Raw genomic sequence first — 14,018 nt, 5'->3', positions numbered from 1 at the left:
GCCAAGGGATTTTCGCGGCACTGCCCGCAGCCGCAGCCGCAGCCGCAGCCGCAGCCGCAGCCGCAGCCGCAGCCGCAGCCGCGGCCGCAGGCGCGTCGCCGGGCCATCGAGCCGCCGAGCCGCCGATTGGCCAGCCGATGGGTCGACCAGCTGATCAGCACCTCTGCCACCCCGGCCACGGACGGTGGCCCCGCCGGAGTTCCGGCGGGGCCACCACCGTCGGGACCTAACCCGCGCTCACCGCGTCCGGACCGCTCCGTGCGATGATCGCCGCCGTGTCCACGCCCGCGGGGAGCGTGCCGAAGGCGAGCCCGCGGTCGCCGTCGAGCCGGGACGCGCAGAACGCGTCCGCCACCGCAGGGTGCCCGTGCCGTACGAGCAGCGAACCCTGGAGCACCAGGGCGAGCCGCTCGACGAGCCGCCGCGCCCCGTAGGCCGCCGCGTCCGGGTCTCCGAGGCCCGTCAGGTCCTTGCGGAGGCCCGCGACCGCCGTGTCCAGGCGCCGGTCGGCGCCCGCGCCCCGGTCGACCTCCGCGAAGTACGCCTCCAACGCCTCCGGCTGACGGGCCATCGCCCGCAGCACGTCGAGCGCAGCGACGTTCCCCGAGCCCTCCCAGATCGACGGCAGCGGCGACTCGCGGTAGAGCCTCGGAAGGCCCGAGTCCTCCACGTAGCCGTTGCCGCCCAGGCATTCGAGCGCCTCCGCCGCGTGCGCGGGCGCGCGCTTGCACACCCAGTACTTGGTGACCGCGAGGCCGAGCCGCCGCAGCTGATCCTCCTCCGCGTCGCCGCGCGTCGCCCGGTCCACCGCCCCCGCGAGCCGCAGCGCCGCGACCGTGGCCGCCTCGGCCTCGACCGCCAGGTCGGCGAGGACGTTCCGCATCAGCGGCTGGTCGGCGAGGCGCGCCCCGAACGCCTCGCGGTGCGTGGCGTGGTGCACGGCCTGGACGAGCCCGAGACGCATCCCGGACGCCGAGCTGATGGCGCAGTCGAGCCGCGTCATGTTGACCATCCGGATGATGGTGGCGACTCCGCGCCCCTCCTCGCCGACGATTCGGCCGAGGGCTCCCTCGTACTCGATCTCGGAGGAGGCGTTGGACCGGTTGCCCAGCTTGTCCTTGAGGCGCTGGAGGCGGATCGCGTTGCGGCTGCCGTCCGGGAGCACCCGGGGCACCAGGAAGCAGGAGAGACCCCCCGGCGCCTGTGCGAGGGTGAGGAAGACGTCCGACATCGGCGCCGACGTGAACCACTTGTGACCGGTGAGCGCGTACAGACCCGGCTCACCCGCCGGGACCGCCCGGGTCGTGTTCGCCCGGACGTCCGAACCGCCCTGCTTCTCGGTCATCGACATCCCGGCGATGATCCCGCGCTTCTCCGTCGGCACCCGAAGCCCGAAGTCGTACGACGACGCGGTGAGCAGCGGCTCGTACACCTCGGCAAGCTCCGGCTGGGCGCGCAGCGCGGGCACCGCCGCGTACGTCATGGAGACCGGGCACAGGTGTCCCGCGTCGGCCTGGCCCCACACGAACACCTTCGCCGCGCGGGCCACGTGCGCACCGGGCCGCTCGTCGCGCCAGGGGGCGCCGTGCAGCCCGTGCCGGACGGCCACGTCCATCAGCCGGTGCCAGTACGGGTGGAACTCGACCTCGTCGATCCGGTGGCCGTGCCGGTCGTGGGTGTGCAGGACGGGGGAGTGGCGCTCGGCGAGCCGCCCCCACTCCTGGGCCTCCGCACCGCCGGCACGCGCCCCCAGTTCGCGGACCTCGCCCTCGGCCCAGCCGGCGCCCTCCCGGCGCAGCGCCTCCAGGAGCGCGGGGTCGGCGGAGACGTCGTAACCGGTCAGGGGTGGTGCCTGGTTGGTGACCTCATGCGTGGTCGGCATCGGGAACTCCCAGTGCTCGCAGGGTGAAGGTGACGAGTGCGGGTACGGTGCCGGGCCCGACGGACCCCTCCGCTAGCGGGCCGACGAGCGCCTCCGCGCCCGCGCCGACCAGCGCCGAGGCCGTCAGGACCGGGTCCTGCGGCGGGAGTTCGCCCGAGCGGACGCCCTCCTCGACGCGCGCGGCGAACACGTCCCGGAACGCGCGTCGGAAGACGAGCCGCTCGGCGTCCACGGCGGGGTCGACGGGCTCGGCGAGGAGCGCGTAGGCGAGGCGTGGCGATTTGAGGGCGCGCAGGGCGAAGGTCTCGATGACGGCGACCACCCGCTCGGCGGCCGAACGGTGCCCTGGGTGCCCGGCTGCCTCGGAGACGGCCGCGACCTCCCGGCTCACCACGGTCCGGAAGAGCTCCACGGAGAGGTCGGCCTTGCTGGGGAAGTGGCGGTACACGCTGCCCGTGGCGATTCCGGCCCGGGCGGCGACGGCCGCCACCGTGCATCCCGCGTAGCCCTGCTCGGCGAGAAGTTCCCTGGCCGCGCCGACGACGGAGGCGCGCTGGGCGTCGAGCCGGGCCTGGACGGCGGGGGTGCGTCGGTAGGGCATGGAAGGAGTGAAGCAGTGATTCACTGCTTCATCAAGAGGTGGGGAGACGGCGTCAGGACAGGTCCGCAAGAGGTGGAGGGACGGCTTCCGGACAGGTCCGCAAGGAGGTAGGCGGTTCCCGGACGGGTCCACGAAACGGGGCACGCCCCCACCGGGAGCGGTGGAGGCGTGCGCCGTCAGGGCGTGCGAACGGTGTCAGCCGGTGAAGACCTCCGTGAGGGACCAGATCGCGAGCCCCGCCATGCAGACACCGCCGATGCGCTGGACGGTCTTGAGCGGAACGCGCTTCGCGATGAACCGGCCCGCGACCAGGGCGAGCGCGGAGACGCTCATCAGGGCGGCGAGCGAGCCGATCGCCGTCGACCAGGTGCCGTTCGTGGCGGCCAGGTTGGCGGTGGTGATCTGGGTGAGGTCACCCCACTCGCTGATGAAGACGGCCATGAAGGCGGTCGAGAAGACGGGGAGGAAGCCGGTGACGGTCCGGCCTCCCTCGTCGGCCTCGTCGTCGTCGCCCCCGCCGCGCAGCAGCATGAACGCGCCGAAGCCGAACAGCAGGGCCGAGACCAGCTTCACGGACCAGCCGGGGAGCAGCCCGAGCAGGCTGCCGGCTCCCACGGCGATGGCGACATGGGCCAGGAAGGCGGTCGAGGTGCCGATCCACACGTACAGCGGACGCATGCGCGTGCCCATGGCGAGGGACGCGAACATCGTCTTGTCGGGAAGCTCGGCGAGGAAGATCAGCCCGAAGGCGGTGAGGATCGCCAAAGGGTCGAGGTGCATACCGGGGCTCTCTGCTCGGTCCGGGCCCGTGGACCCGGCACGGCGCCTCGGTGGGGCGACGGGAGGACCACTCGGCCCGGCATGACGGACCACGCCCACGGAAGCGCGGACGCGGTTGATGCCTGGCCGAAGGTCTCGCCCGTCCGCGTCGTACGCGGACCCGGTCACCGGGAACCCGAGGGCTCCAGTATGTCGACGGCCGGTTCGCGGGGCTACTCCCCTTCGCTGTCCCTCAGTGTAGCCGACCAGGGCGCGAGGGTAGGTAGACACTGTCTACTCGTCCTTGGTAGACAGTGTCTATGCATGAGGAACGAGAAGATCGTCAAGGACCTGCCGCAGTCGACGAAGGTGCCGTCCACGCGGACGGCGAAGGAGCCGTGCACGGTGAGGACGGCGGCGGCGGGCTGCGCGGCCGGCTCGTCCGCGCCGGCGTCGAGCTCGTGGACGCCGAAGGCGCCCAGGCGCTCTCCCTGCGCGAGATCGCCCGCCGCGCCGGCGTCTCCCACGGAGCCCCCCGCCGTCACTTCCCGACCCACCTCGACCTCCTGTCGGCCATCGCCCGCCAGGGGTTCGTCGAACTGGCCGCCCGCGTCGCGGCCGAGGACCGGGAGACCGCCGCACCGCGCGAACGGATCGCGCTCCTCGCCCGCGTCTACCTCGACTACGCCGGGACCCGGCGCGGAATGTACGAGCTGATGTTCCGGCACGACCTGCTGGAGAGCGGCCGCCTGGGACTGCGGGAGACGAGCCTGCCCCTCTTCGCCCGCCTCACAGGGCTCGTCGCCCTCGTGCGCCCCACCGCCGACCCCGTCGTCGTCGCGGGAACGCTCTGGGCCAACCTCCACGGCATCGCCCAGCTCTGGCACTGGGGCAGCCTCCGGCTCGCCACCGGCGGCGACGACCCCGCCCCACTGCTCGCTGCCGCCCTCGACGCCCACCTCGGCCCCGCGGAGCCCGCCCCGTGACCGCCCGCCCCGTGACCGTCCGTCGCGGTCCCGTCCTCGCGTGCAGCGTCGTGGGCGCCGCCGTCGTCGCCCTCGACGGCACCGTGCTCACCGTCGCCCAACCCGCCCTCCAGCGCGACCTGCACGCCGGCCTCGGCCAGGTGCAGTGGACCAGCACCGGCTACCTGGTCGCGGTCGCGAGCCTGCTGGTCTTCGCCGGCCGGCTCGGCGACCGCTACGGCCACCACCGGGTCTTCGCCGTCGGCGCCCTCGGCTTCGCCGCCACCTCCGCGGGCATAGCCCTGGCGCCCGGCATCGGCGCAGTGATCGCGCTCCGCGTGCTCCAAGGCGTGTGCGGCGCGCTCCTCCAGCCCGCCACCCTCGGCATGCTGCGGACCGCCTACCCGCCCGAGCGGCTGGGGACTCCGATCGCCGTGCGCACCGCCGCGATCGGCCTCGCCGCGGCGGCCGGGCCGCTGATCGGCGGCGCGCTGGTCTCGGCGTACGGCTGGCGTTCGGTGTTCCTCCTCGGCGTACCCCCGACCCTCGCGATCGGCCTGCTGGCCCTCGCCACCGGGGAGCGCGGGACACGGCGCCCGGCCGCGCCCGCCGAGGGGCGCGGAGCACACGAGCCGAGCATCTCGCACGCGCCGAGCCGGTCGGACGCGCCGAACGCGTCGTCCGGGCCCGCGCCACGCCCTCCCCGCCAGGCGGCGGCAACCACCCCCCGCCCCACCCCGGCCGGCCTCTCCGCGCTCGATCCCGTCGGTGCCCTGCTGCTCGCCGCCGCGCTCGGTCTGCTCGTCCACGGCCTCGTCGAGGCTGCCAGGCCCGGCGGTGCGGTGCCCGGCCTACTCGCCTGCGCCGGGGCCGCCGTCGCCGGGGTCGTCCTCGCCCGGCACGAGCGCCGGGCCACCCGCCCCCTCCTCCCCGCCGAACTGCTGCGGAGCGTCCCCGTCGTCGCAGGCCTGGCCGTCCTCCTCGCCGCCTCGGCCGCCCTCTTCGGCTCGCTCTTCGTGGCGACGTACTTCCTCCAGGACGTCCAAGGGCTCGACCCCCTCGGCTGCGCGCTGCGCGTGCTGCCGCTCGCCGTCCTCATGGTGCTCGGCGCGCCGCTCTGCCCGCCGCTCCAGCGACGCTTCGGCCCCCGGCGCACGGCGACCGCGGGCGCCCTCGTCCTCAGCCTCGGGGTGGTGCTCCTCTCGCGACTCGACGCGAGGGCCGGCGCGGCCCCCGTAGGCGTCAGCGCCGCTCTGCTCGGCGCCGGGTTCGTCGTCCTGATGGTCACGGCCACCTCGGTCGTCGTGCACCGGGCCCCCGAGGCCCACGCCGGGGTCGCCGGTGGCCTCCAGCAGACCGCCATGAACATCGGACCCGCCCTCGGGGTCGCCGTCGCGACCCTGCTGCTCGCCCTCGCCCCGCTCGGCGGGTTCGTCCCGGCAGCGGGCGTCGCCGTACCCGCCCTCGCCGTGATCGCCGCCCTCGCGGTCCCGGCCGCGCTCGCCCTCCCCGGCGCGGCGGACCGGGGACGGACACGCCCGGGGACGACGTCACCAGGGCCCGACCGCGGAGCCTGCGTACGATCATGAAATGCCCGCAGGCAAACGGAGCCGTCCCGGCACAGCTAGACGCACCCAGTTCAACCTCGGTCGCGCCCTGCCCTTCCTGATCCTGACCCTGTGCGTCGTCGCCGATCTGCTCACCCCGGACCGCGAGCGCTTCGACCGGCTCCTCGTCGCCGCACCCGCGCTCGCCGCCGTCACGTGGAGCGTGCGCGGGACGATCGGCATCGGGCTGCTCGCCATGGCCGCCCGCGCGCTGCTGAGCCGGGGGGACGCGGGTGCTGCCGAACTCCTCGCGAACGAGGTCGTACTCGCCGGCGTCACCGCCGTCGCGGCCTGGGTCAGCCACGTCCGCACCCGGTACGAGCAGGACCTGAGGGAGCTGACCGCTGTAGCGGAGGTGGTGCAGCGGGTCGTGCTGCGCCCGCTCCCCGCCCACCTCGGCCGCTACGAACTGCGGCTGCTGTACGTGGCGGCCGCGGCCAAGGCCAGGATCGGCGGCGACTTCTACGAGGCCGTACGGGTCCCGGGCGCCGTCCGGATCATGCTCGGCGACGTCCAGGGCAAGGGCCTCGGCGCCGTCGAGACCGCCTCCGTCCTGCTCGGCTCCTTCCGCGCCGCCGTCGACGACGCCCCGGACCTGGCGGCCCTCGCCGACCGGCTGGAAGAAGGCCTCGCCCGTTACGGCGCCTGGGACCCGGACTCCGACGCCGCCGAACGCTTCGCCACCGTCGTCCTCGTGGAACTCCCCGACGGCAGGGACATCGCGCGGCTGCTCAGCTGCGGCCACCCCGCCCCGCTCGTCCAGCGCGGCTCCGCGGTCGAGCCCGTGCACTTCGCCGACCCCTCGCTTCCCGTCAACCTGGCGGGACTCTGCGACCCCCGTCACCGGATCGAGGAGGTGCCCTTCGGCCCGGGGGACCGGATGCTCCTCTACACCGACGGCGTCAGCGAGACCCGGGACCGGACCGGCACCTTCTACCCGCTCGAAGTGCGCCTGCGTGGCTGGGCGCGAGAACCGGCCAAGGAGCTGCCGGAGATCCTCCACAAGGACCTGGCCGATTACGGCGCCGACGGCCTGGACGACGACGTGGCCGCCCTGTTCGTGGTCTTTCCGCCCGAAGCCCGCTGACCTGAACCGTCCTCGTCGTCCCCAAACATCGAGTTCGGGGCGTCTTGTGTCGTTCCTGCCCGGTTGCGTGACACGTGCGCTCTTCATGCGCTCTGGCCGCTGCGTCCCGGATACGTGAGGCTTGTGACCGTCCGCGACGCGGACACTCACCAGTCCAGTCGAGAGGAACGGGTGCACGTGCCCCAGGAGAACCCCCTCACCGCCGGCTCGTCCGAACACTTCCCCGGCTTCCCGGACGTCACGACGGCGCTGACCGCCGCCGAGACCTCCAGGATCGCCGGACGCGGCCTCTGGGCCGCCGACGGAACGGTGGACCCCGGCGCCGTCCGGCTCGGCCAGACCCTCGCCAACGCGCTCCTGAGCGGCACGGCGGGCGGCACCGAGAGCACCGACGGTTCCGACCGCGCCGACGCGCTGCTCCCCGCCGAACTCGCCGCGATGGTCCGGGAGGTGCGCGGCCTGGCGCTGCCCGCCTACCACCGCATCGAGGGGGCCGCCGAAGGCGTCGAGCTCTCCGCCTTCAGCCTCCGCCAGCTCGGCCCGGGCCCGCACCCGCTCGTCGTCGTCCCGGCCGGCTGGACCCCCTTCGGCTGGCCGCTGTTCCTCTGGTCGTACCTCGTCCTCGCCCGCAAGGGCTACCACGTCCTCGCCTACACCCCCCGTGGCCTCGGCATCCCCGGACTGCCGTCCACCTCCAGCGGCTTCGTCGACGTCGCGGGACCCCACGACTGGGCCGACGGCTCGGCCGTCGTCGACTTCGCCGTCGACCGCTTCGCCCCGAGCGTCATCGGCTTCATGGGCGAGTCCTACGGCTCCGGCATCAGCCAGCTGGTCGCCGCCCACGACGACCGGGTCGCCGCCGTCGTGGCCCTCAGCACCTGGGGCAACCTCGCGACCAGCCTGTACGACAACAACACCCGCCACCTCGCGGCCGTGAAGGCCCTTCTCGCCCTGACCGGCGGGCCGGTGGAGACCAAGTTCGACGAGGACAACCAGCGGATCCTCGCCGACTTCCAGGCCGACCGGAACCTGGACACCGTCGTCGAGTGGGGCCGGCTCCGCGCCCCCGAGTCGTACCTCCACCTGACCAACGACAACCGCACGCCCACTTTCTTCTCCAACACCTGGCACGAGAGCCTCTTCGCGGTCAACCAGACCCTGGAGACCTTCAACGGCCTCGACGTGCCCAAGCGGCTCAACCTGTGGATCGGCGACCACGCCGCGCCCGAGGGTCCCGCGCTCATCGGTCCGCCCGCCACGCCCGGCGAGGTCAACCTCCCCATGGCGGAGGCGTACGCCTGGCTCGACCACCACCTCAAGGGCGAGCGCAACGGTGTGGAGGAGTGGCCGCAGGTCTGCAACCAGGTGATGTTCACGTACGGGACGGAACCGGTCCTGGACCCGGGGACCGGTGAGCCGACGGGCGAGAACAGGATCGTCACGCCCGCCCGCCGGGAGACCAGCCCGGACTGGAGCGAGGTCACCCGCGACACGGAGGTGTTCGGCCTCACCGGAGACGGCGCGGGCGGCGCCGACGGGCGGCTCGTCCCCACCGGCGGCGGGGCGCCCGAGGTGGAGGTGACCGGCTGGCGGCGGGCGTTCCTCGCGGGCGTGGACACCGAGGCCACCGCCATGGACGCGATCATGAAGACCGGTCAGGCGGAGTGGGCGGGCAATCCCAAGATCTACGACACCCGGAAGATCGACCGCAGGCACGCGGTCGCCTGGACGACCGACCCGCTGGTCTCGCCCGACGGCGAGAGGGCGGCCGACGAGAGGGCGGCCGGCGAGGGGCCGGCCGGGGAGAGCGCGGCCGGTGAGGGGGCCGCCGGTGAGGGGGCCGCCGGTCGCCGGGTCCGCGGCATCCCGCGGCTGCGGCTCACCGTCCGTTCCACCGCCACGTCCGCCAGCCTGTACGCCCACCTCCTGGACGTGTCCGAGGACGACACGGCCCGGATCATCAGCCACGAGCCGCTCAACGTGTACGGCCTGACGCCCGAACAGGACACCACCGTCACCTGGAACCTCCAGGCCGCCGCGTACGACATCGCCGACGGGCACCGGCTGATGCTGGTCGTCGACAGCAAGGACCCGCTGTACGGCGACGCGTCCGTCACCTGGACGCAGACGGTCGTGGGATCCCCGGAGGGCGAGCCGTCCTTCCTGGAACTGCCGCTCGGCTGACCTCCCGGAAGCGGACGGCGGACGGGTGCGCGGACCCAGGCCGCGCCCCCGTCCGCCGACGTGTCACACCGCCGGGGCGAGCCCCAGATGCTCCCGGAGGGTCGTGCCCGTGTACGCGGACCGGTACACGCCCCGCTCCTGGAGCTCCGGCACGAGCAGCTCCACGATGTCGTCGAGCCCGTCCGGAACCAGGTACGGCGTGACGTTGAAGCCGTCGACGGCCCCGTGCCGGACGAACCGGGCGAACTTCTCGGCGAGCCCGGCCGGTGTGCCCACGTGCCCGCGCTGCTGCGGACCGAGCTCGATCACCGTCTCGCGCAGCGACCAGCCGTTGGCCTCGGCCTTCGCCCGCCACCTTGCCACCACCGCCCGGGGGTCCTCCACCCAACGGGTCCCGAAGGTCCCCTTGTCCTGGGCGACCACCGGATCCTCGGCGGGCAGCGGCCCGTCGGCGTCCCGCCCGGACAGGTCGAAGCCCCACAGCCTGCTCGCGATGCCCAGCGCCACCGCGGGCGTGACCTGGGAGAGGCGGACCCAGCGGGCCTTCTCCTCCGCCTCCTTCTCGGTCGCCCCGATGATGATCTCCGTCCCCGGCAGGATCCGCAGCGCGTCCTCGGCGCGGCCCGCCGCGCGCAGCCGGCGCCGGATGTCCTCGGCGAAGGCGAGCGCGTCGTCGAAGTCCGTACCGTGCGCGGAGAAGATGACGTCGGCGTTGCGTGCCCCGAACTCGCGGCCGTCCCCCGAGTCGCCCGCCTGGAAGATCACCGGATGCCCCTGGGCGCTGCGCGGCAGGGTCGGGGCCAGGTCGACGTCGAACTGGGCGCCCCGGTGCCGTACGCGTCCCACCGCCTCCGGCACCGACCAGGAGCGTGCTTCGGCGGAACCGGCCGCCGCGTCCTCCGCCCAGCTGTTCCAGACGGCGCGGGCGAGCGACAGGAACTCCTCGGCGCGGTGGTAGCGGTCCGCGTGGTCGAGGTAGCCGCCCCGCCGGAAGTTCTCCCCGGTCCAGGCGTTGTGCGTGGTCACCACGTTCCAGCCGGCCCGGCCGCCCGAGAGGAGGTCGAGACCGGCGAGCCGCCGGGCGAGATCGACCGGCTCGTTGTAGGTGGTGTTGGAGGTGGAGACGAGCCCGATGCGCTCGGTCGCGGCGGCGAGCGCCGACAGCTGGGTGATCGAGTCCGGGCGGCCCGCGACGTCCAGTTCGTGGATGCCGCCCTCCGACTCGCGCAGCCGCAGACCGTCCCCGAGGAAGAAGGCGTCGAAGAGCCCGCGCTCGGCGGTCCGCGCCACCCGCAGGAAGGAGGCCGGGTCGATCTGGGAGCCGCTCGACGGGTCCGACCAGATCGTCCAGTGGTTGACACCCTGGAAGAACACCCCGAAGTGCAGCTGGGCGTCCGGGCGGGGGACGTCGGCCGGATCGGTGCGGGTCATCGGTTCTCCTCCCGGACGAGCGCGGCGGCACCGTCGGTCGTGAAGCGGCTGAGGGGCCGGGCCAGGCCCAGGGAGGTACGCAGGGTGGTGGCGGGCAGCGGCCGGGCCGCGAGCCGCCGGACGAACAGCTCGGGCAGGACGAGCCGGGAGAGCACGGCCAGGTCCTCGTCGAGCACGAGCGGACGCAGCCGCACCCCGTCGACCCGCCCGCTCAGCTCCGCCAGGAGCTCCACCAGGCCGGCGGGGGAGCCGGTGTACCGCAGCCGGTCCGGGCGGGGCGCCCACGGGGCGTACCGCTCCAGGTCGGCGATCCGTTCCCGCGCCGTCTCGCGCGGGGTGTCGAGGGCTACCTCGATCTCGGCGAAGGCGAGCGGTGACGCGCCGTCGCCGGTGGCGGCCGCGGCGGCGTCCACGACCTCGGCCGCGGTGCCACCGCCGACCAGCGCCACATCGGTCAGCTCGGCCGGTACGAGACCGGGGCGGGCGAGGACCACCGGCCGGCCCTGCGGCGGGCGCGGCACGATCGAGGGACCCTTCACCGAGTACGTCTCACCGGTGAAGTCGATGGAGTGGAGCCGGGACCGGTCCAGGTAGCGGCTGGTGGACACCGACCGGATCACCGCGTCGTCCTCCCAGGAGTCCCACAGGTCCCGTACGACCCTGAGTCCGTCGCGGGCCTCGCGGGCCAGCGCCTCGGACCCCTCGACCCGCGGCCGTCCCCACGCCCGGGCGGCCCCGGGGTCGTCCTCGACCCCCACCACCCAGCCCGCCCGGCCCGCCGAGACATGGTCGAGCGAGGAGAGCTGCGAGGAGACGTGGAACGGTTCGGCGTAGGTGGTCGCGAGCACCGGAGCCACCCCGAGGACGCTCGTGGACGCGGCCACGAACGCGGCCCGTTCCACCGCGCCGATCCGGCCCACCGGATCGGCGCCCCGGCCGGGCGGCAGGATCGAGTCGTCAAGGGTGACCAGCGTGAACCCGGCGTTCTCGGCGACGGCCGCGACCCGGCCGAGCCGACGCGGGGTCAGCAGCTCGCCGGGGGAGTGCGCGGCACGGCGCCACGCGGCCGGATGGGCGCCGTCACCGTCGATCTCGACGGCCAGGCGCAGGGCAGGGCGGGGCATGGGAGGTCCTTCCGGAAGACAGGAGCGCGCGGCGGGCCCACGGGGCCTGCTGCGGGATGTCGGCAGAAGCGCGGACCCACGCGGGGCGGGTCAGGCGCGGAAGGAAGGACAGATGGCCGAACAGGTACGGCAGAGGTCGACGTGCCGACGGCAGAACAGCCGGGCCACCCGGAGGCCGGGACGGGGGCCGCGCGGCGCCGCGATCGCTACGCGCACGTCCGCCTCCCCGCAGGTCCTGCCCGATCCCGTCCGTGTCCGGAGGGAGCCTCAGCTTAGGCAGGCGGCCTTCGGCGCTGTCAAGGCCGTTCCGGGGGGTGGGCGGGCGGACGGACGCCGGGGGCGCGGGAGTTGGCCCCGGGGCGCGGAAGGAGGCCCGGGGCGGCGACATCTCACCACCGTCGAGCCGTCGTGCGCATCCTTCGCTGGTCGGACGGAACATTGGCCCGCAGTGGGACGCGTCGACCGTTCCCCGCCCCTAGCGTGACCTCATGATCCGAAACACCAGAGCGGCAGCGGCCGTTCTCCTCGCCTGCTCTCTCGCCTTACCCGCCGCCCTCGCGACGGCGGGCCCGGCCTCCGCAGCCCCCGGACCGGCCACGGTCTCGGCTCCCGGCGCCACGACGGCCTGGGAATCCGCCCCGCGCTCGCCCCTCGCCCTCCTTCGCGACGCCGCCCCGACCGAGGCCGTCACACCGGGCGTCACCCGGGCCTCGCTGCCGGCGCCCACCGGGCCGTACTCGATCGGCAGCACGATCCTGCCGCTCGTCGACCGGTCCCGCACCGACCCGTGGGTTCCGAGCGCCGACGGACGCGCGCTCATGGTCACGCTCCACTACCCGGCCGCGCGCGACGGCCGCGGACGGACCGCCCCGTACGCCACGCGGGAGGAGGCGAGGCTGCTCGCCGAACAGCTCGGGCCCGGCGTCTCCGGTGACGTACTCGCCCGGACGCGCACCCACAGCAGGACCGACGCGCGCCCCGCGCCGGGCCGACGCCCCCTCGTGCTGCTCTCACCGGGCTTCAGCGTCTCCCGCTGGACGCTCACCCATCTCGCCGAGGACCTCGCCTCCCGCGGCTACGTCGTCGCCTCCGTCGACCACGCCTACGAGTCGTACGGGATCAGCCTCCCCGGCGGCCGTACCCTCACCTGCGTCGCCTGCGAGGCACTCGACGAGGACGGGGTGCACGGCAGCGTGGTCACCTCGACCCGCGCCGCCGACATGAAGTACGTCCTGGACCGGCTCACCGGGCCCCGGCCCGTCTGGCGGTACTCCGACGTGATCGACGAGCGCCGGATCGGCATGGCCGGCCACTCCATCGGCGGGGCGAGCGCGGCCAGTGCGATGGTGGCCGACCGGCGCATCGACGCCGGGATCAACATGGACGGATCCTTCTGGGAGGAGCTCCCCGCGGAGGGCCTGCGAGGCCGCCCGTTCATGATGCTCGGGACCCACGAAGGCATGCACCTGCCCGGGGGGATCGACACCACCTGGGACACGACGTGGACCGCGCTCGACGGGTGGAAGCGCTGGGTCACCGTGGCCGGATCCGACCACTTCTCGTTCTCCGACGGGCCCGTGATCTCACGGCACTTCGGCCTGCCCCAGCCCGAACTGCCCGCCGACCGCGCCGTCGGCGTCACCCGGACGTACGTGGCCGCCTTCTTCGACCAGCACCTGCGCGGCCTCTCCCGCCCGGTGCTCGACGGCCCGTCCCCGGCGAACCCGGAGGTCCACTTCCAGCACCGCTGACCGGGCCGTACGAGGCTCCGTGCTCAGGAGCGGTACGGGGTGTTCTCCTCCGCCCAGTCGGCCAGGACCCGCGCGCACTCGGCGACCGATTCACGCCAGGTGCGCGCGGCACCCTCCCCGGCCTCGTCGCTGACGTGCTTCACGATCCGCAGCGGCACCCCCGCGATCCCGGCGGCGTGCGCGAGGGCGTACCCCTCCATGTCGACGAGGGCCGCCTGCTCCGCGAGGCGGGCCCGGGCGATCTCGTCGGATATGAACGTGTCCCCGGTGGCCAGGACCGTGTCACCGCCGTCCGGCAGCGTCAGCGGAGCCCCGTACGACTCGCCCGTCAGCGTGGCGAGCAGCCGGCCGTCGAAGTCGTGCTGGACCACGGTGCCGATCACGTGGGTCCCGGTCATACCGGGCCGCAGCGCTCCGGCCGTCCCCAGGTTCACGATCCCGGACGGCCGCGGGCCCCGTCCGAGAGCGGAGGCGAGGGCGGTCGCCGCGTTCACCTTGCCCATGCCGGTCAGCAGCACCGGCAGATCCGTCTCCAGGAACTGCGCCTCCTCCTTGACGGCGAGGACGAGCAGCGGACGGTCGGCGGTGATCTCTCCCAAGAGTTCCATGGGGGTCACGCTAGTTCGC

Annotated in this window: 11 protein-coding genes; 5 read left to right on the top strand and 6 right to left on the bottom strand. The window is 74.2% G+C overall.

Annotated elements, in window-relative coordinates; translation table 11 throughout:
- Positions 1–226: 226 nt before the first annotated feature.
- The 3 genes from ACRRSS_RS20200 to ACRRSS_RS20190 all read right to left on the bottom strand — a co-directional run bounded on the left by ACRRSS_RS20200 (position 227) and on the right by ACRRSS_RS20190 (position 3,263).
- A complete protein-coding gene (locus ACRRSS_RS20200; protein WP_435972513.1) occupies positions 227–1,882 on the bottom strand; it encodes an acyl-CoA dehydrogenase family protein in 1,656 nt (551 codons plus the stop codon).
- Positions 1,866–2,483 carry a TetR/AcrR family transcriptional regulator gene (locus ACRRSS_RS20195; RefSeq protein WP_435972512.1) on the bottom strand — a complete coding sequence of 206 codons (618 nt, stop codon included), beginning with the start codon at positions 2,481–2,483 and terminating at the stop codon, positions 1,866–1,868. The genes ACRRSS_RS20200 and ACRRSS_RS20195 overlap by 17 nt, the downstream gene beginning before the upstream one ends.
- 195 nt (positions 2,484–2,678) lie before the next feature.
- Positions 2,679–3,263: a TMEM165/GDT1 family protein gene (locus tag ACRRSS_RS20190; protein WP_435972511.1), complete on the bottom strand. Its 585-nt coding sequence runs from the start codon at positions 3,261–3,263 to the stop codon at positions 2,679–2,681.
- A gap of 377 nt (positions 3,264–3,640) precedes the next feature.
- Between ACRRSS_RS20190 and ACRRSS_RS20185 the strand changes: the two genes are divergently transcribed.
- From ACRRSS_RS20185 to ACRRSS_RS20170, 4 genes are all read left to right on the top strand, one after another.
- Positions 3,641–4,228 (top strand): TetR/AcrR family transcriptional regulator, encoded by a 588-nt coding sequence (locus ACRRSS_RS20185; RefSeq protein ID WP_435972510.1) that lies wholly within the window; start codon positions 3,641–3,643, stop codon positions 4,226–4,228.
- Positions 4,225–5,796 (top strand): MFS transporter, encoded by a 1,572-nt coding sequence (locus ACRRSS_RS20180; RefSeq protein WP_435972509.1) that lies wholly within the window; start codon positions 4,225–4,227, stop codon positions 5,794–5,796. Before ACRRSS_RS20185 ends, ACRRSS_RS20180 begins: the two co-directional genes overlap by 4 nt.
- A gap of 1 nt (position 5,797) precedes the next feature.
- On the top strand, positions 5,798–6,901 hold the full coding sequence (locus tag ACRRSS_RS20175) for a PP2C family protein-serine/threonine phosphatase (RefSeq protein ID WP_435972508.1): 1,104 nt from the start codon (positions 5,798–5,800) through the stop codon (positions 6,899–6,901).
- Positions 6,902–7,078: 177 nt separating this feature from the next.
- Positions 7,079–9,085, top strand: a complete 2,007-nt coding sequence (locus ACRRSS_RS20170) for a CocE/NonD family hydrolase (protein ID WP_435972507.1) — start codon at positions 7,079–7,081, stop codon at positions 9,083–9,085.
- A 63-nt stretch (positions 9,086–9,148) separates the two neighbouring features.
- Here ACRRSS_RS20170 and ACRRSS_RS20165 read toward each other — a convergent pair whose 3' ends face one another.
- Together ACRRSS_RS20165 and ACRRSS_RS20160 are read right to left on the bottom strand one after the other, a co-directional pair.
- Positions 9,149–10,516 (bottom strand): NtaA/DmoA family FMN-dependent monooxygenase, encoded by a 1,368-nt coding sequence (locus ACRRSS_RS20165; protein ID WP_435972506.1) that lies wholly within the window; start codon positions 10,514–10,516, stop codon positions 9,149–9,151.
- Entirely contained in the window at positions 10,513–11,640 is a 1,128-nt protein-coding gene (locus ACRRSS_RS20160) for an LLM class flavin-dependent oxidoreductase (protein ID WP_435972505.1), read from the bottom strand. Before ACRRSS_RS20160 ends, ACRRSS_RS20165 begins: the two co-directional genes overlap by 4 nt.
- A gap of 488 nt (positions 11,641–12,128) precedes the next feature.
- Here ACRRSS_RS20160 and ACRRSS_RS20155 point away from each other — a divergent pair, with 488 nt between their 5' ends.
- Complete coding sequence (locus tag ACRRSS_RS20155; RefSeq protein ID WP_435972504.1) at positions 12,129–13,391, top strand: alpha/beta hydrolase family protein; 1,263 nt, start codon at positions 12,129–12,131, stop codon at positions 13,389–13,391.
- Positions 13,392–13,414: 23 nt separating this feature from the next.
- Here the strand turns inward: ACRRSS_RS20155 and ACRRSS_RS20150 are convergent, their stop codons facing one another.
- A complete protein-coding gene (locus tag ACRRSS_RS20150) occupies positions 13,415–13,999 on the bottom strand; it encodes a nucleosidase (protein WP_435972503.1) in 585 nt (194 codons plus the stop codon).
- Positions 14,000–14,018: the final 19 nt, after the last annotated feature.

It is taken from the genome of Streptomyces sp. Qhu_M48, from assembly GCF_051305195.1.
Lineage (GTDB): Bacteria > Actinomycetota > Actinomycetes > Streptomycetales > Streptomycetaceae > Streptomyces.
This window is presented reverse-complemented; position numbering and strand designations above follow the sequence as displayed.